This is a genomic window from Capnocytophaga stomatis (assembly GCF_002302635.1).
Lineage (GTDB): Bacteria > Bacteroidota > Bacteroidia > Flavobacteriales > Flavobacteriaceae > Capnocytophaga > Capnocytophaga stomatis.
Genome location: NZ_CP022387.1, coordinates 504,313 through 522,100, shown reverse-complemented (window position 1 = coordinate 522,100; position 17,788 = coordinate 504,313). Strand labels below are relative to the sequence as shown.

Genomic DNA, 17,788 nt, shown 5'->3' with positions numbered 1-17,788 from the left:
TATAACACACAGAATTTCAGTTATATTTGAAGTTCTGTGTGTTTTTTATTGAACAAAAAAGATTTTCTGTTTTACCAATTGTAAATTCGGTTGGCATCAAGTCGCAAGAAAATAAACAATAAAATGGTAAAAGCCCACAAGCCCGAGCCACCATAACTAAAAAATGGAAGAGGTATGCCAATGGTAGGAATCAGCCCAATAACCATTCCTACATTTACGCAAAAATGGACAAATAATATGGAAGCCACACAGTAGCCGTAAATTCTACTAAAACTTGATTTTTGCCTTTCTGCCAGAAATATCAGTCGCAAGAGTAAAAAAGTAAACAGAACAATTACTGTTAAAGTACCGATGAGCCCCCATTCTTCTCCTAAAGTGGTGAAAATGTAGTCAGTATGTTGCTCGGGAACAAAACTTCCTTTGGTTCGAGTTCCTTCCAGAAATCCTTTTCCGAAAATTCCTCCGGAGGTAATTGCCGATTCGGACATATAAGTGTTATATCCGAAATCTCTTCGCATTTGGCTGATTTTCTGTGGGTCTTGCTCTAAACGCAGCCACAAACTTAACCTATTTCGATGGTGTTGTTTCAGTACGTTATCAAAAATAGGTTTTGTTGATAATGAGGTTGTTAAACATATTAATGATAAGATAAATATATTTTGAAAAGGGATTCTGTTAGTACGTTTTTTATGCCAAAAAGCATAAAGCCAAATTGATAACCCAGACGCAATGATAACAAAAATACTTCCGAATTTAAGCGTAGCAACAAAAATTAAAGCCGTAATACTTAGATAAAAGAGCAGGTAAGAAGGCATTCCCTCACGATACAAAACAAAGACTAACGAAAAGAAAACCAATAAACTACCAACGTCAGGTTGTAGTAAAATTAGTACAGCGGGTAAAATTAGTATGAATAATGCTCGGAATAAATCTTTAGTTTGCCTTATATCGGTGTGAATATCACTTAAATATTTGGAAAAAAATAAGGCTGTGGCTACTTTGGCAAATTCACTTGGTTGAATTGTTACGGAACCTATGGCATACCACGATTTTGCACCGTTGGTTTCTTTTCCAAATACGAACAAACCTGCAAGTATTACAAGACTGACGATATAAAAAACTATCGAAAAGTTTTCGTAAAATTTCGGGTCAATAGCTAAGATAAAGATAATCAGCAGAAAACTAAGACCTATGAAGAGGAATTGTTTGCCATAAAACTGATTGATGTCAAAAAGAGATGTAGTATTAATCTCATTGTAAGTTGTTGAAAAAATGGCAACCCAACCAATACAAACTAAAAGTAAATAGCACAAAATGGATAACCAATCTAGATTTTTTATGAGGCTTCGCTTCATTATTTGAATTGAAAAATTAGACGTTGTTTATAATACAGAAAATTTGATGATTTGAAAAATATTTCATCTTCAAACCATCAAATTACTATTTTTAAAGTTATTATTTATTATCTTTTTCTTCTCAGTAAAAAATATATTGCATAATCCACAATCAGGTTCATCCATCTTTTCTTAGGATTCAGAAATGAAAAACCTATGTTTGTGAACGTGTTTGAAACAATATTTTTCACAGAAAGATTATCTTTTAAATCCGAAACATTGTTTTTTAGATAAAGCCCATCTATCTGTTTTTTTAGTTTCAGGATTTTAAGGTCAGTTTCAATCTCTTCAAATGATTGATATTTTTTATTCTTCGTAATCATCTTCGTCATCTGATTTAAAATAAGCTTCTGAAAGTCTGCCAAGTAAAGGTTTTTCGATGAGTTTTTTCCTGAAAAGGAATGCAATAAGTGCCACTAAGGCATAAAAAACTCCCATAGAGAGAAACCCTAAAGCAAAACTATCTAACCAACTCCCGATGGCAAAAGCCATCGCAAATGACAAGAAAAAAAGTACAAGTAAACTTACCAGACCTAACAGAAAAATATTAATTAAATCATACGATGATTTTGCTATAAATCTGAAAGCGAATAACTTATAATATGATACGTTAGAGTCCAAAGCCTCGCCAGCTCTTGCCGAGATTCCTCTGAAGCTTTCTTTAATACTGTTTTTAGACATAAATATGTATTTTATCTTCCACAAAAGCTCCACTGATTATGTAAAAATGCAAGTTAGTAATAAATATTTCTGAATCAAGAAATAACAAAAACTCACATTAAAACAAAATCAGTGAAATTTGTGAAAAAAATTTAATTATTTCTGTAATTTAGCGTTTGCTTCCTTTAAAGCAGCTAATTTTTTTTCTAAAACAGTAATAACATCTTCAGCCTTGTGGCTTGATTTAGATAATAAATTCTCAACTTTATCTTCCAAAGTACCTTTAAATTCTGAAGATTTTTCTCTAACTTCTTGACTTAAAGCATCTATTTTGTACTTCAATCTTGATGTAGTTTCATCAACAGAATCTTTGATTTTTCTACGAGTATTTTTTCCTTTGTCCGGAGCAAACAAAATACCAGCCCCAGCTCCGATAACAGCTCCTGTTACCAAAGCCAATAAAACATTTCCTGTTTTTGCCATAATTTTGATTTTTTTAAAATTTGAATAGTTTAGTGATAAATTAATCCTTAGGATTTAACTGTTTTTCTTAAATCGTTTAATTTTTTGTCCAAAAGTTTAATAACTTCATCAGTTTTGTATTCTGATTTAGCCAATAAACTTTCAATGTTTTCTTCCAAAGAACCTTTGATTTCGGCAGATTTTCCTTTTACTTCACGAGCCAATTTGTCCATTTTCTTTTTCATTTTGGACGTTTTTTTATCAACTGAATCTTTGATTTTTTGACGAGTTTCCTCTCCTTTGTTCGGAGCAAATAAAATACCAGCTCCAGCTCCGATAGCAACACCTGTTACTAACGCCAATAAAACATTTCCTGTTTTTGCCATAATCTTAATTTTTTAAATTTAAATAGTTTAATAATGTTAAAATAAATAAGTTAATAACCTAAATTAGGATTTAACCGTTTTCTTTAAATCGTTCAATTTTTTATCTAAAAGCTTAATAACTTCATCAGTTTTGTATTCTGATTTAGCCAACAAGCTTTCGATGTTCTCCTCCAATGAACCTTTGATTTCGGAAGATTTTCCTTTCACTTCACGAGCCAATTTGTCCATTTCCTTTTTCAATTTGGAAGTTTTTTTATCGACAGAATCTTTGATTTTTCTGCGAGTGTCTTCTCCTTTATCGGGAGCGAACAAAATTCCTACTCCAGTTCCGATAGCAACACCTGTTACTAATGCTAATAAAATGTTTCCTGTTTTTGTCATAACGCTTACTTATTTTTATGTTTAATATTTTGGTTATATCCGAATAATTCTTTTTTCATAATGATTTCCGCAACTCCCTCAGGAAGTAATTCTTGCCATCCTGAATCACCTTTTTCAATCATTGAAAGTATTTCTTTTGAAAAGATGTTAAGGTGCGTTTCGTCGTAGTCTTTGATGTCCACGACTTTTCCGTTGAATTTGAAAAATTTGTATAATTCCTTCATACGCGGATGAACTTTTAAATTCTCGCTGTTGATTATTTCTCCGGTGTTTGGGTCTTTCATCGGGAACAGATAAATTTTTATATCCCGATAGAATAATTTTCCGAAAGCTTCCAGAATTCCGCCGCTCAAATGTCGGTAATATTTTTCATCAAAAATGGCAATCAAATTACTTACTCCCATTGCTAATCCCATTCGTGAATGAGTATAATTTGAAAAATACTCAACTACGCGATAGTATTCTTTAAAGTTGGAAATCAGTACTTTCTGTCCTAAAGAACACAACAATCTGGCTCTGTCCATAAAATCTTGCTCATTCAATTCACCTCCGGAGATGAGATTGGAAAGTGTAATTTCAAAAATAACCTCAGTACGTGCCGGGTTCACCTTATTTTCATTGAGAAACATCTCCAATGATTTTTGGTACATATCCATATTTACCTTAGTTACAGGTCTGAAACTTCCTCTCAAAGTAAGAATATTTTTCTTGTAAAGTTGTTCCGCAGGAAGAATATTTTTCCCATCGGGACCAAACATTACGGCTTCCGTCATCCCGTTTTTGATAAGTTGCAGGCTAATTAACCTGTTATCAACGTCTTTGAAATCAGGGCCAGAGAAATTAACCATATCAATTTCAATCAAATCCTTGTCGATATGGTCGTATAAATACTTTAATATCTTTTCAGGTTTTGAGGTCTTGTAAAAAGCCCCATAAATTAAATTCACTCCCAAAACACCCAAAGTTTCCTGTTGGGCTCGAGCTTCATTTTGATGAAAACGAATGTGAATGATTATTTCATTGTATTCGCCTTGTGGCTGCGTTTGAAAACGTATTCCAACCCATCCGTGTCCTTTTTTCCGTTTTGAAAAATCAATCGTGGTTACGGTATTCGCATACGAAAAAAACACTTTATTGGGATGATTTTTTCTGGTTAAGCGAGTTTCTATTAGTTTGATTTCATAATCAAGCATTTTTTTGAGTCGGCTTTCAGTAACGTATCTGCCGTCTTTTTCAACTCCATAGACTGCGTCACTTACTTCCTTGTCATAGGCACTCATCGCTTTGGCAATAGTACCGGAAGCTGCACCCGCTCTGAAAAAATGTCGCACGGTTTCTTGCCCTGCTCCGATTTCGGCAAAGGTACCATAAATGTTCTCATTCAGATTGATTCTCAAAGCTTTTGCTAAGGTTGAAGGCACATCTTCAATAGGAATATCTCTATCTCCTTGGATAATGACGCTCATAGTACACGATTCGTTTTTCAGAAAAAAATTTTCACAAATATAAGCATTTATCTGATAAAATCATAATTTTGCACGAAAAAAATACTTTGAAAATCACTTTTTTAGGAACAGGAACTTCGCAAGGAATTCCAGTTATAGGCAGTAATCATCCCGTAGGGTTTAGTAAAAATAAGAAAGACAGGCGTTTACGTACCTCTGCAATGATTTCTTGGGAAAATGTAAACCTCGTTATAGACTGTGGTCCTGATTTTCGCCAGCAAATGCTCACAAATAAGGTTACTCACCTTGAAGCTATTTTGTTTACCCACGAACACGCCGACCACACTGCGGGAATAGACGATATCCGCCCTTTTGTGTATCAGCAGGGAGATATGCCCATCTATGCACTGCCACGCGTAATTTCGGAACTTGAAAGGAGATTTGAATACGTGTTCAGAACTGAAAATCGTTATTTAGGAGCTCCGTCAGTAATCATCAATGAGATTGAAAGCGAGAGTTTTAGCCTTTGTGGAAAAACGATAATACCTATACAAGTGATGCACGGAGAGTTGCCTGTGCTGGGGTATCGAATTGAAAATATGGCTTATATTACCGATGCAAAAACTATTCAGAAAAACGAGTTGGATAAGTTATATGATTTAGATGTTTTGGTACTGAATTGTTTGCGAGAGCAGGTTCACCCTACTCACTTAAACTTACAAGAAGCTCTTGAAATTGTCGAAATTGTAAAACCTAAGCGGACTTTTTTTACCCACATAAGCCAAACGTTTGGGTTTCACGATGAAGTTTCAGAGAAGCTACCGTCCAACGTTTTTTTGGCGTATGATAATTTAGTGATTGATATTAAATAGCGTAATCTCATAGTCGTACTTTGGTTGTTACTGCCTTTATCTTCAAAAATATTCGATATAAAATCCTTACTGATTACAAGCATTATCACCATATACTAATTACTACATTGTCGCATCTCTCTTTTTATCAATAAACTATACCTAAAATAAGTTATGGTGTAGTTAAAGAAATCAAAAAGTTTAATTTGTTTAATATAGATTGAACTTTTTGTGTACTTTTGTATCTCCAAGTTAAGAATATAATTATGATAAAAAATATAGACGAAAATTTAATTCAGCAGTTGGTAAATGTGTACACGAATAAGGGGCTTTCGCCTATTGCTGCACAAATATTGACTTATCTCAGGTTTGATTTTAGTGGTAAAGGCGTAACTTTTGAGCAGTTGCAAGAGGCTTTGGGAGTGAGTAAAGGCTCTATTTCGCTTAATTTAAGAACTCTGATTGATAAAGGTTTTGTGATAGAGTTCAATAAATTCAATGACAGAAAGCGATACTTTACCCAAAACTCAGGATATCTTCCAGAAAGATTAAAATCAGAAATAGAAAAGCTTGAATTTGAACAGCAAACAATTGAAAAACTTGCTGATTTGTTCTCTAAAAAGGAAACAGCCAACCCTGAAATACTAAGCACGCTTCAAGTACATATGGCATTAACCCGCAAAATTACAAGGATATTAAAAGAAAGTTTAGCCGAGTTATAATCAATTATTAAATACTTAAAGTGTAAAAAAGTCAAAATTATATTAGGTATTTTTCTATTAAAAGTTGAATAGCAATTCTTTATATAAATGTAAAAAAAGATGAATAGAATATTATTTTCAGTAATTGTAGCTGGTTTATTTATAGCTTGTAAAGAAAACCGACAATCTGCACCACAGAGTGTAAAATCGTATCCTGTGATTACGGTTAGCCAAGGGCAGGCAACGTCCTATTTTTCATATCCTGCCAATATTGAAGGTAAGGTAAATAGTACCATACAAGCAAAAGTTACAGGCTATATCACTCAGGTTTTAGTTGATGAAGGGCAATTTGTAACCAAGGGGCAACCTCTTTTCAGGTTGGAGACGCAAACACTTAACCAAACGGCACAAGCTGCCAAAGCATCAGTGGAAGTAGCACAAGTAGAGGTAAACAAACTCATTCCATTAGTGGAAAAAAACATTGTAAGTACTGTACAGCTCGAAACAGCTAAGGCAAATTTACAAAAAGCCCAAGCCACTTATAGCGAAGTAATGTCCAATATGAATTTTGCTACGGTAAAGGCTCCTGTAAGTGGGGTAGTAGGAGCGATACGCCATAGAGAGGGAGCGTTGGTAACGGCAGGAAATACGATGCTTACCAGCGTTTCTGATGTGGGGGAAGTGTACGCCTACTTCTCTATGAACGAGAAAGAATACCTTACCTTTTTGGAACAAGTGCCAGGAAAAACCACAGCCGAGAAGCTCAAAAGTTTTCCGAAGGTAAAATTAATTTTAGCTAACGGGGCTATATATCCTGAAAGTGGCACTGTCCAAGCCGTTACAGGGCAAATCGATACTTCTACTGGGAGCATACAATTCAGGGCTACCTTCCCCAATCCTAATGGCTTATTAACCAATGGAAATAGTGGAACTATACAAATTCCGCAACATTCCAGCGAGGCTATCATTATTCCAGAAGTAGCTGCCTTTGAACAACAAGGATTGGTCTTTGTATATAAAGTTGAAAAAGATACCATAAAACAGTCAGTAGTGAAGGTACGCAACCGAACAGCTAATACAATGGTGGTAGAAAGCGGACTGAAAGAAGGTGAAGTTATCGTAGTGCAGGGTATCAATGGGCTTCGTTCAGGAATGGTCATCAAACCGCAACCTGTACAAATGGATAGCATTGTTAAGCAAATACAACCTATCTTTTAGAAGATAATGAACAAATAACAGAGGTTAATCAACGCACAATTTCTTATAATTAAAATAGAAATAAGCTCTTTTATTTAACGTATAAAACATTTCTCTGCTCCCTTCAAAGGGGGAATGTAGGAATTTGATAGAGCTGTTTTTAGTAAGAGCTTTTATATAGTTTGAAGAAGACATACCTCTGTCCCTTTCAAAGGGGGAGTGTAAGAATTTGATAGGGCTGTTTTTAGTAAAAGTTTTTATATAGTTTGAAGAAGACATCCCCCTGCCCCCTTCAAAGGGGGAATGTAGGAATTTGATAGAGCTGTTTTTAGTAAGAGCTTTTATATAGTTTGAAGAAGACATACCTCTGTCCCTTTCAAAGGGGGAGTTTAGAGGTATTCTAAAACTGTTTTTAGTAAAAATTCCCCCTTCGAAGGGGGCAAGGGAGATGTAAATAAAAAAAAATTGCAGTATAAAATAATTTAATAATGAATATATTTAAAATAATAGGAGTTACGATAGCTACTGTCCTGCTGACATCGTGTGCTGCCCGAAAAAACTATGAGCGACCACAGCTGGTAGATAGCAAATTGTTCCGTACTGAGAATGTTTCAGCAGATAGCCTCAGTTCGGCGGTGGTGTCGTGGAAGGATATTTTTACCGATAAAGTGTTACAGCAGTATATCGGCAAGGCTTTGACCGAAAATTTGGATATCAGAGTGGCATTACAGAATGTCGCTTCGGCACAAGCCTATTTAAAACAAAGCAAGAGTACCTTCTTTCCTTCGGCTACAACATCAGCAAGCTATACGCGTAGCACATCTTCACTCAATGCAAATCCATTGCAGGCGGAAAGAAGCTATAACAACGTATGGGATTTGACAGTAAATGCCTCTTGGGAAGCCGATATATGGGGAAAATTAAACGCTCAAAAGAAGGCGAGTTATGCCTCGTATCTGTCTTCCGTTTCAGTGCATCAGGCGGTACAGTCCGAAGTGGTGGCTACACTGGCAACAGCTTATTATCAACTGTTAATGTATGATAAGCAACGTGAAATATTACAGGAAACCATCAAGCTACGGAAAGCCAGTTTGGAAACTACTCAGACACTTAAAGGTGCAGGGATTACCACAGAAGTAGCTGTGCAACAAACTCAGGCACTTTTATACAATGCACAATCACAATTAATTACTGTAAACAATGCTATCTGGGCATTAGAAAATAGCATAGCAGTACTACTGGCAGAAAATCCACAAGCCATTAAACGTACAAAGCTGGAAGAACAACAGTTCCCTACTGACTTCAAGCAAGGATATACCCTTAGTTTACTTGAAAACCGACCCGATGTAAAGCGTGCAGAGTATAACCTTATCAATGCCTTTGAACTGCATAATGTAGCACGTGCAGGATTTTATCCGTCATTGACCCTTACAGCTCGTGCAGGGGTTACAAGTACTGATATTGAGCAATGGTTTTCAGTAAAGTCTATATTTGCGAATTTCATTGCAGGGCTTACACAACCTTTATTTAATCGCCGACAGATACGCACACAATATGAAGTAAGCGGAATTAATAAAGAGATTGCTTTATTAGGATTTCAAAAAGCATTACTCATCGCAGGGAAAGAAGTTTCAGATGCAATGCAAAATTTTACTTCACAAGATGAGTTTATACAGATAAAACAAAAAGAAATGGAGTCTTACCAAAAAGCGACAGACTATTCCAAAGAGTTATTTAATAGTGGAATGGCAAGTTATTTGGAGGTAATAACTTCGGAAGTTAATCGATTGAATGCTGAATTATCCCTTGCAAATGCTCAGTTTATGAGAATGCAGTATGGAATTGTGCTTTATAAGGCTTTGGGTGGTGGCTGGCGATGATTTTAGATAGTATTGATTTATGAAATAGTGGTACTGATATTGCGTAAGAAATCATTAAAAAAAATAGTTAGTGTATTGTGGTCTTTATTGTGGGTTTGTGTTGTTGAAATTGTTGTATTGAGGTCTTTATTGTAATTCTAATTAATTGTATCTGGTGTAGTGATGTGTTTTTTATGAGTGTAAAAATTAATAGTTGTAGTATTGTGTAGTTTATTGTTACTATAAATGATAAAACCTATTGTATTGAAGTATTTATATATTGTACAATATATAAAAGTGATTAGAAACAATTAAATAGAATAATTTATTTATGAATTGTATTTGAAATAAGATTATATAAATGAAGTTTAATTTTTAAAAATAATAAGTTATGAGCGTATTAATGGATATTTCGTTACCAAATCTTGTTAAGTTAAACAATGATGAGTATGCCCAATTTATAAAAGGGGTGGTGAAACTGATAGATGTAGATAATTTGGACAAGTTATCCATACGTCAAGAGTTATTTACAGATATTCAAACGAAATTGGATTTGCTTACGGAAGCCTCTCGGCAAAGTCGTTCAAGCAAAGAGTCAATGGAGATTAATGTGTTAGATAAGCAACGTAATGAATTGCTGTCTTATTTGCTTTCTTCTTTTAAGTTAGGTAAAAAAAGCTCATTAGCAGCACATAAAGAAGCATCACAAGTGCTTGTTAATGAATTTAAAAGCTACTCAAAAGTACAATCTTTACCTACTCGACAAAAGTCGCAAGCTATCGATGCATTGATTAAAGATTTGGAAAAGCCTGAAATCTCTAAGCACTTGAATGCATTGAGTGTATCACACGCTGTGGCTTCTTTAAAGCAAGCCAATACCCGATATCAGGAATTGGTGGGAGTGCGTGCTGAAACACAGGCTACAACACCATTAATCAATGTGAAAAAGGTACGTAAAGAAGCTCACGTTTTATATAAGGAGTTAGTTCGCTTCGCTTTTTCTAATAATGTAATACACCCATCAGAAGAAAGCAAAAATTTTATTACCTTGCTCAGTAAGTTAATGGAAGATACGATGAATGCATACAAACAGCGTTTAGGTCAGCTTAAAGCAAACAAAAATATATCAACTAAGGAAGAAAATGTTCCTTCTGTATCGTGATGTATTATAGGCAGATATTGATTTTATATGTTAAATGTATAAAATTAATAAGCCAAAAATATTCTGTGTAAGTCCAAGAGAGGTCAAGGGCTTACACAGATTAAATAATATCTATTAGCAAATAAAAAGTATGATAAAAAAATTTATTGACAGACCTGTACTATCAACGGTTATTTCCATTTTGATAGTTATTGTAGGTATTTTAGGAATAGTAGCATTGCCTGTATCGCAGTATCCTGATATTGCCCCTGTAACGGTAACGGTTTCGGCTAATTATACGGGTGCAAATGCAGAAACGGTGCTAAAATCGGTGGTAATTCCCCTTGAAGAACAAATCAATGGGGTAGAAAATATGGATTATATTACCTCTACGGCAAACAATAGCGGTTCTGCAAGTATTTCTGTATATTTTAAGCAGGGAACTAATCCGGATATTGCAGTGGTAAATGTGCAAAATAGGGTTGCACGAGCTAATGCTATATTACCTTCGGAGGTTACGCAATCAGGAGTTATCACCCAAAAACAAAACTCAGGAGCATTGATGTTCCTAACTTTCTATTCAGAAAATCCAGAGCTGAATGATATCTTTATCCAGAACTATATGAATATTAACGTAGTTCCTGCCATTAAGCGTATTAATGGAGTAGGTGATGCATCAGTATTCGGAGCGAAGGATTATTCTATGCGAATATGGCTCAATCCTCAGAAACTTTCAGCCTATAAACTAAATCCGTCCGAAGTTACCTCAGCTATCACCAGCCAGAGTAGAGAAGCCGCAGCAGGTACATTGGGGCAAAACAGCGGAAGCATCTATGAATATACCATCAAATATAAAGGTAAGTTCAATGAAGTAACTGAGTATGAAAATATTGTCATCAAAGCGATAGATGGAGGTAGAATTCTGCGATTGAAAGATGTAGCAAAGATAGAGTTAGGAGCTCTTTCCTATACTGGATTTGCTAAGAATAATGGAAATCCAGCAGTGTCTATGGGTATTTTCCAAACGCCAGGCTCCAATGCACAGGATATTATTAATGATATTAAGTCATACTTGGAAAAGGCACAACCTACATTTCCCGAAGGGATAAGCTATACGATTAATTATGATACCAATGAGTTCTTGGAAGCCTCCATATCAAAGGTACTTACTACACTTTTAGAAGCCTTCTTATTAGTGTTTTTAGTAGTTTATATCTTCTTGCAGGATTTCCGTTCTACGCTTATTCCTGCTATTGCAGTGCCAGTATCTATTGTAGGTACGTTTTTCTTCTTGAATTTGTTTGGTTATTCAATTAATATGCTTACACTTTTTGCCTTGGTGCTTGCTATTGGTATTGTGGTGGACGATGCGATTATCGTGGTGGAGGCTGTTCACGCTAAAATGGAACGCACAGGAGATAAAGCAAGAAATGCAACTATCGAGGCAATGCACGAGATTTCAGGAGCAATCATTTCTGTAACTCTGGTAATGGCAGCAGTATTCATTCCTGTAACCTTTATAGGTGGAACAACGGGTGTATTTTATAAGCAATTTGGGATAACACTTATTGTAGCTATTGCTATTTCAGCGGTGAATGCCCTTACACTTAGTCCTGTGCTATGTGCATTATTCCTAAAACCCCACTCACATAAGGAATATGCCAACAAATCCTTCTTGCAGAAATTCTTTCATAAATTCAATATTGCTTTCGATGCTGCTACCAAACGATATGGAAAAACGTTTACCTTCTTTTTACGTCATAAGTGGGTAACTTTGGTATTATTTGCCTTAGCTGGTGTAGGGTTTTATGTGGCTAACAGTCAGATGAAATCAGGTTTTGTACCTACGGAAGATAATGGATTGTTATTTATAGATGCTCAATTGATACCAGGAGCTTCAATGGAGCGTACAGCAGCTGTAATGGAAGAAGCACAACAAAAACTGAGAAAGATACCAGGGGTAAGTTCCGTAACAGCTATTACAGGTAGAAGTTTTATTTCTGGTGCGGGGAGTAATTATGGTATGGGTTTTTTACGTTTGAAGCCTTTTGAAGAACGTCTGTCAGACCCCAATCAATCCATACAAGCTATTACAATGCAGGCTTTCAAAGCAGTTTCAGATATTCCAGAGGCTCGCGTTATCTTTTTTCAACCACCAGCAGTTCCTGGCTTTGGTATGAGTTCAGGATTCTCAATAGTACTTCTTGATAGGGCAGGAGGAGAGATTAAAGATTTGGAGCGAGTATCACAGGAGTTTATCGGAAAGCTAATGCAACGACCTGAAATACAATATGTGCAAACTTCTTTCAATGCGAATTATCCGCAATATCAGATGACGTTAAATGTAGAGCGTGCAGTACAGTCGGGAGTAAATGTAAGTACTATTTTGCATTCTCTTCAAAGCTATATAGGAGGTGTGTATGCTACTGATTTTACTAAGTACGGGAAGCAATTTCGTGTGATGGTTCAGGCACTTCCCGATGATAGAAAGGATATAAATAACTTAAATGGCTTGATGGTGAAAACAGCATCAGGTGAAATGACTCCGATTTCACAATTTGTAACGTTGGAAAGGGCTTTCGGTCCTCAGAGCTTGAATCGTTATAATCTTTTTACTTCTGTAAATCTTTCAGGAGCTAATGCCGAAGGATACAGTACAGGTGATGCCTTACGTGCCATTGAGGAAGTAGCAGCTGAAAGTCTTGGGGCAAATTATAGCATTGATTATACAGGAATTACACGTGAAGAACAAGGTTCTGGCTCGCAGACAGCTATCATTTTTGTACTTAGCTTGATATTTACTTATTTTATTCTTTCAGCACAATATGAAAGTTATATCCTTCCTTTGGGGGTAATCTGCTCGCTACCTTTTGGGATAATGGGAGCTTATCTGGGACAATGGTTATTTGGCTTGGAAAATAACATTTATTTTCAGATTTCGCTCATTATGTTAGTTGGATTGTTGGCTAAGAATGCTATCTTGATTATTGAGTTTGCCGAACAACGCCGACACCACGGGGAGAGCCTGTCGCGTTCAGCTATCAATGCAGCAATGGCACGTTTGCGACCTATTTTGATGACCTCATTTGCCTTTATTGTAGGGCTATTGCCATTGGTATTTGCCTCAGGAATTGGTGCGGCAGGGAATCGTTCTGTGGCAACGGGAGCTGTAAGCGGATTACTTATAGGAACGTTCTTAGGATTGATAGTTATTCCGGTTTTATTCGTGATTTTCCAGCATTTACAAGAGCGATTCGTAGGAAGAAAGGTAAGAATGTAGAATTTGATATAGCTTTTATTCTTCTGAATAATTGCAAATGCTAAATTACTTCAAACAGAAATCCCAGTAATGAGCTCATTACTGGGATTTTACCAATTATAGATAACCGATTAGAATTTCAATCCGACTCCAACCTGAATTTGTTGCGTTTTAGCCTTTTCTTTTAAAAAATCGCTAATATCATAGAAGCCCCAAACATAGCGTCCGTAAACAAAGAAGGGGCTTAGGTTTATTTCTGCTCCTGCAAGGAACGAAAAATCGGAGCTTTTAAAAAGTTTTTCTCCGTTTTGCCATAAATTATCACCGCGATTGGTCAAGATACTGAACTGAGGACCTGCAAGTAACGAAATAAATCCGTTTTGATTGAATTTGAGTAAAACAGGAACGTTTAAATAGTTCAGCTTTTTCCCTTTATCGAATTTGTCATTCCAAATTGAAGCGTAAGAATCTTCAATGGTAGTATTTGTTTGGTCAAATAGAACTTCACCTTGTATTGCTAACTTATCAAGAAGCCCAACACTCACAAAACCACCCAATTGGTAACCTAATTTGAAATTGTCTTTGTAGGCAACACCATCAATTTTTCCCAAATTAGCACCAGCTTTTACACCAATGTTAAGTTGTGAATAAGCACTCACGGAAAATAACAGCGTGAGAATCACCGAAAATGTTAAGAACGTCTTTTTCATATTCTGTAAATTTTAAATTTCCGAAAATAATAGGGCAATAACCGTACCAAACTATAAATTATATTACTTTCGGAAAGAAAATAACTTTTGAGAAGCTTCAAAAACTGATTTTTATCATAAAAAAATAAAATTTTAATATAAAACTTTTATAAAACAATATTATCTTGTACTTTTGTAGGACTTTTTTTGAGTATTAACTTAATAAACGATAAAGTATGAACAGGAGAGTTTTATGCTTACTTGTGCTTTTTATAGCGAGTTTTCCTCTCTTTGCACAAGTAAAGACCGTAACAGGAACTGTTACAGATGAGGCAGGTAGTCCGCTACCTGGTGTGAGCGTTCTAATACAAGGAACGAAGAAGGGGACTTCTACTGATTTTGACGGGAACTATACTTTACAAGTTAATGAAGGTGGCGTTCTTGAGTTTTCTTACATTGGATTTACAACTCAAACCAAAAAAGTTACAGGTGGTGGTAATTCTCTGAAAATTAACGTTGTAATGAAAGAACAGGCTGAGCAACTCGGTGAAGTTGTTGTTACAGCATTGGGGATTAAGCGTGAAAAGAAATCTTTAGGATATGCCTTACAAGAAGTTAAAGGAGAGGCTTTAGTGGAGGCAAGGGAAGCTAACATAGCAAATGCTTTTTCAGGGAAAGTAGCCGGATTACAGATTGTTAGAGGAAGTAACGGCCCTGCGGGTTCTTCCAAAATTGTGCTTCGTGGGAATAATTCTTTAACAGGTGATAATCAGCCTTTGGTAGTTGTGGACGGAGTTCCGATGGACAATTTCACGGGAGCTTCCAACAATGATTTTTGGAATCCTTCCAATGATATGGGAAATGGATTGGGAGATTTGAATCCGAATGATATCGAAAGTATGTCGGTGTTAAAAGGTCCTGCTGCGGCTGCTTTGTACGGCTCTCGTGCTGGTAACGGGGTTATTCTTATTACCACAAAAACGGGTAAAGCACGCGAAGGATTGGGAATCACATATTCTTCTTCCGTAGGTTTTGAAAATGTTTTTATGAGACCTAATGTTCAGGATATTTTCGGTCAGGGAGAAGATGGAGTTTATGACCCGATTTCTTTCTCCAGCTGGGGACCAAAAATTGAAGGACAAACAATTACGAATTGGGATAAGAAAAAAATACCTCTACGTTCGTACGACAATGTTAATTCATTCTTAAATACGGGAATTGATATTCAGCATTCTGTGTCGTTTCAACAACAATTAAAAAACGGAACTTCTTTATACACTTCTTTAACACACGTGGATAATGAAAGTACCATTCCCGGTTCTACGTTGGAGCGTTTGAATTTGATAACAAGAGCAGTATCTCGATTTGGGAAAGATAACAAATGGACGACAGATTTCAAAGTTCAGTACATTAATTCTAAGGTGAATAACCGTCCTATTAATGGTAGCCGAAAAGATAATCCTTTTTCAACATTGATTAATCTTCCTTCCACTGTTGATGTTTCGGAGTTTAGTTCAGGAATTAATTCCAACGGATATCATATTTGGTTTCATCCAAAAGATGGTTTAAATCCTTATTGGGCAACTAAATATAATTTGAATAGCGATTCTCGTGACCGTTTCTTGCTTAATGGTTCTGTAAAATACGAATTTACCGATTGGTTAAATGCAGAAGTGAAAGTTGGAACAGATTTGTACACAACTAACTTGGAAAACAAAACTTACGGAAAAGGACCTTTGACAGCCACAGGAAGATATAGCATCGGGAAAAATACCTTTAATGAAACCAATATGAGTTTCTTGTTAAGTGCCAATAAAAGTAACTTATTCGGAAAAGTGGGAATGGCAGCTACATTTGGGGGTAACTTGATGAGCCGTAAGCATACAGGTATGGGCATCACGGTTGGAGAATTGGAAGTGCCAAATCTGTTTTCAGTGAATAATTCCGTTGGCACGCCTTCTGTAAGTCAAGATTATAAACAACATAAGATTAACTCATTCTATGGAACTTATCAAATAAGTTACGATAGTTATGCTTATTTGGATTTCACAGGAAGAAATGACTGGTCTTCAACCTTGAGCAAAGCAAATCGTTCGTTTTTCTATCCGTCAGTAAGTGCTTCCGTAGTATTTACAGAATTGTTAGATAAAGAATTTTCAGCAAAACCTTCTTGGTTTGATTACGGAAAAATCAGAGCTTCATATGCAGCAGTTGGTAATGATATGGGACCATATCAGTTGTACAATTACTACGTAATAGGTTCAGACCCTAACGGAAATACAACAGGTAGTACCAATTCAGTTCTTTTCAATCCTAATGTAAAAAATGAGTTGATTAAATCTTGGGAAGTAGGGTTGGAAACCAAAATGTTTAACAATCGTGTGGGAGTGGATTTATCTTTCTATAAATCAAATGCTACGAATCAATTATTGAACATTCCTTTGAATTCAATGAGCGGGCGTACTGCCAAAAAGATAAATGCAGGAGATATTGAAAATAAAGGTTTTGAGTTGATGCTTACAGGGCAACCTATTCGAAATGAGAACTTTATGTGGGATATGAATTTGAACGTTTCTAAAAACATAAATACAGTTAATGAACTTACAGAAGGAATTACGCAATATGCCTTAGGAGGATTTGAAAATGTTAAAATATTGGCTTCTACGGGAGAACGTTATGGAGCTATTTACGGAAGTAAATTCTCTCGCGTTGAAGATACTGCAAGTCCGCATTATGGCAGAATTATTGTTGATGCCAACGGTATTCCTGAAGCAGCAGAAGGAAGTTTTTACTTAGGAAATCAGCAACCTGATGTTATGGTTGGGTTTACCAATACGTTTACGTACAAGAACTTAAGTTTAAGTGTTTTAATTGACGGACGCTTTGGAGGTAAAATATTCTCAGGAACTAATTATGGTTTGAAAGCAAGCGGTCGTTCAGATGTCACTGTAGTTAATGGTGATAGAGCTGATATTATTTACAACGGAGTTGTATCGGATGGTCAGGGAGGATACGCAGAAAATACCAAAGCTGTTTCTCCGCAAATTTTCTGGACAACTTTAGCAGGAAAATCCAATCGAAATTTAGGGATTACAGAGGATAACTTGTATGACGCCACGAATGTTCGTATCAGAAATATTCAATTGAATTACAAATTACCGGATTCTTGGGCGAAAGCTTTCAGAGCTCAGAATGCAAAAGTAGGATTTTCTATGAATAACGTAGTGATGCTAAAAAGCCATTTGAACGGTGTTGACCCCGAATCAGTTTATGCTACAGGAAGTAATGCAGTTGGTTTTGAATATTTTTCAGCACCAACAATGCGTTCTTATTATTTCAACTTAACGATAAGTTTCTAACCTC

General features: G+C 35.9%; 15 protein-coding genes. 7 read left to right on the top strand and 8 right to left on the bottom strand.

Annotated features, from left to right (window positions below):
- Positions 1-71 precede the first annotated feature (71 nt).
- The 7 genes from rodA to CGC58_RS02315 all read right to left on the bottom strand — a co-directional run bounded on the left by rodA (position 72) and on the right by CGC58_RS02315 (position 4,749).
- Positions 72-1,355: a rod shape-determining protein RodA gene (gene rodA, locus CGC58_RS02345; protein WP_095894953.1), complete on the bottom strand. Its 1,284-nt coding sequence runs from the start codon at positions 1,353-1,355 to the stop codon at positions 72-74.
- Positions 1,356-1,462: 107 nt separating this feature from the next.
- Positions 1,463-1,717 carry a DUF6327 family protein gene (locus CGC58_RS02340; RefSeq protein ID WP_232748857.1) on the bottom strand — a complete coding sequence of 85 codons (255 nt, stop codon included), beginning with the start codon at positions 1,715-1,717 and terminating at the stop codon, positions 1,463-1,465.
- The gene (locus CGC58_RS02335; protein WP_095894952.1) at positions 1,701-2,075 is read right to left on the bottom strand and encodes a hypothetical protein; all 375 of its coding nucleotides are present in this window, start codon (positions 2,073-2,075) and stop codon (positions 1,701-1,703) included. The genes CGC58_RS02340 and CGC58_RS02335 overlap by 17 nt, the downstream gene beginning before the upstream one ends.
- Before the next feature lie 135 nt (positions 2,076-2,210).
- Positions 2,211-2,537 (bottom strand): YtxH domain-containing protein, encoded by a 327-nt coding sequence (locus CGC58_RS02330; protein ID WP_095894951.1) that lies wholly within the window; start codon positions 2,535-2,537, stop codon positions 2,211-2,213.
- Positions 2,538-2,584: 47 nt separating this feature from the next.
- On the bottom strand, positions 2,585-2,902 hold the full coding sequence (locus tag CGC58_RS02325; protein WP_095894950.1) for a YtxH domain-containing protein: 318 nt from the start codon (positions 2,900-2,902) through the stop codon (positions 2,585-2,587).
- A 63-nt stretch (positions 2,903-2,965) separates the two neighbouring features.
- Positions 2,966-3,283, bottom strand: coding sequence for a YtxH domain-containing protein (locus CGC58_RS02320; protein WP_095894949.1), 318 nt, complete (start codon positions 3,281-3,283; stop codon positions 2,966-2,968).
- A 5-nt stretch (positions 3,284-3,288) separates the two neighbouring features.
- A complete protein-coding gene (locus tag CGC58_RS02315; RefSeq protein ID WP_095894948.1) occupies positions 3,289-4,749 on the bottom strand; it encodes a nicotinate-nucleotide adenylyltransferase in 1,461 nt (486 codons plus the stop codon).
- Positions 4,750-4,835: 86 nt separating this feature from the next.
- Between CGC58_RS02315 and CGC58_RS02310 the strand changes: the two genes are divergently transcribed.
- The 6 genes from CGC58_RS02310 (at position 4,836) to CGC58_RS02285 (ending at position 13,757) form a co-directional block, all read left to right on the top strand.
- Positions 4,836-5,600 (top strand): MBL fold metallo-hydrolase, encoded by a 765-nt coding sequence (locus CGC58_RS02310; protein WP_095897073.1) that lies wholly within the window; start codon positions 4,836-4,838, stop codon positions 5,598-5,600.
- Positions 5,601-5,845: 245 nt separating this feature from the next.
- Positions 5,846-6,301: a GbsR/MarR family transcriptional regulator gene (locus CGC58_RS02305; RefSeq protein WP_095894947.1), complete on the top strand. Its 456-nt coding sequence runs from the start codon at positions 5,846-5,848 to the stop codon at positions 6,299-6,301.
- 99 nt (positions 6,302-6,400) lie between these two features.
- Complete coding sequence (locus tag CGC58_RS02300) at positions 6,401-7,498, top strand: efflux RND transporter periplasmic adaptor subunit (RefSeq protein ID WP_095894946.1); 1,098 nt, start codon at positions 6,401-6,403, stop codon at positions 7,496-7,498.
- A gap of 467 nt (positions 7,499-7,965) precedes the next feature.
- On the top strand, positions 7,966-9,357 hold the full coding sequence (locus CGC58_RS02295) for an efflux transporter outer membrane subunit (RefSeq protein ID WP_095894945.1): 1,392 nt from the start codon (positions 7,966-7,968) through the stop codon (positions 9,355-9,357).
- A 370-nt stretch (positions 9,358-9,727) separates the two neighbouring features.
- Entirely contained in the window at positions 9,728-10,498 is a 771-nt protein-coding gene (locus tag CGC58_RS02290; protein WP_157909178.1) for a DUF6261 family protein, read from the top strand.
- A 130-nt stretch (positions 10,499-10,628) separates the two neighbouring features.
- On the top strand, positions 10,629-13,757 hold the full coding sequence (locus CGC58_RS02285; protein ID WP_095894943.1) for an efflux RND transporter permease subunit: 3,129 nt from the start codon (positions 10,629-10,631) through the stop codon (positions 13,755-13,757).
- Positions 13,758-13,867: 110 nt separating this feature from the next.
- Here the strand turns inward: CGC58_RS02285 and CGC58_RS02280 are convergent, their stop codons facing one another.
- Positions 13,868-14,446 carry a porin family protein gene (locus tag CGC58_RS02280; RefSeq protein ID WP_095894942.1) on the bottom strand — a complete coding sequence of 193 codons (579 nt, stop codon included), beginning with the start codon at positions 14,444-14,446 and terminating at the stop codon, positions 13,868-13,870.
- Between the two features lie 215 nt (positions 14,447-14,661).
- On the opposite strand from CGC58_RS02280, the gene CGC58_RS02275 reads away from it, so the two are divergent.
- The gene (locus tag CGC58_RS02275; RefSeq protein ID WP_095894941.1) at positions 14,662-17,784 is read left to right on the top strand and encodes a SusC/RagA family TonB-linked outer membrane protein; all 3,123 of its coding nucleotides are present in this window, start codon (positions 14,662-14,664) and stop codon (positions 17,782-17,784) included.
- The last annotated feature ends 4 nt before the right edge of the window (positions 17,785-17,788 follow it).

Coding starts and splice junctions, on each gene's coding strand:
- rodA (WP_095894953.1), bottom strand. CDS start 1,355: ATGAAGCGAAGCCTCATAAAAAATCTAGATTGGTTATCCATTTTGTGC.
- CGC58_RS02340 (WP_232748857.1), bottom strand. CDS start 1,717: ATGATTACGAAGAATAAAAAATATCAATCATTTGAAGAGATTGAAACT.
- CGC58_RS02335 (WP_095894952.1), bottom strand. CDS start 2,075: ATGTCTAAAAACAGTATTAAAGAAAGCTTCAGAGGAATCTCGGCAAGA.
- CGC58_RS02330 (WP_095894951.1), bottom strand. CDS start 2,537: ATGGCAAAAACAGGAAATGTTTTATTGGCTTTGGTAACAGGAGCTGTT.
- CGC58_RS02325 (WP_095894950.1), bottom strand. CDS start 2,902: ATGGCAAAAACAGGAAATGTTTTATTGGCGTTAGTAACAGGTGTTGCT.
- CGC58_RS02320 (WP_095894949.1), bottom strand. CDS start 3,283: ATGACAAAAACAGGAAACATTTTATTAGCATTAGTAACAGGTGTTGCT.
- CGC58_RS02315 (WP_095894948.1), bottom strand. CDS start 4,749: ATGAGCGTCATTATCCAAGGAGATAGAGATATTCCTATTGAAGATGTG.
- CGC58_RS02305 (WP_095894947.1), top strand. CDS start 5,846: ATGATAAAAAATATAGACGAAAATTTAATTCAGCAGTTGGTAAATGTG.
- CGC58_RS02300 (WP_095894946.1), top strand. CDS start 6,401: ATGAATAGAATATTATTTTCAGTAATTGTAGCTGGTTTATTTATAGCT.
- CGC58_RS02295 (WP_095894945.1), top strand. CDS start 7,966: ATGAATATATTTAAAATAATAGGAGTTACGATAGCTACTGTCCTGCTG.
- CGC58_RS02290 (WP_157909178.1), top strand. CDS start 9,728: ATGAGCGTATTAATGGATATTTCGTTACCAAATCTTGTTAAGTTAAAC.
- CGC58_RS02285 (WP_095894943.1), top strand. CDS start 10,629: ATGATAAAAAAATTTATTGACAGACCTGTACTATCAACGGTTATTTCC.
- CGC58_RS02280 (WP_095894942.1), bottom strand. CDS start 14,446: ATGAAAAAGACGTTCTTAACATTTTCGGTGATTCTCACGCTGTTATTT.
- CGC58_RS02275 (WP_095894941.1), top strand. CDS start 14,662: ATGAACAGGAGAGTTTTATGCTTACTTGTGCTTTTTATAGCGAGTTTT.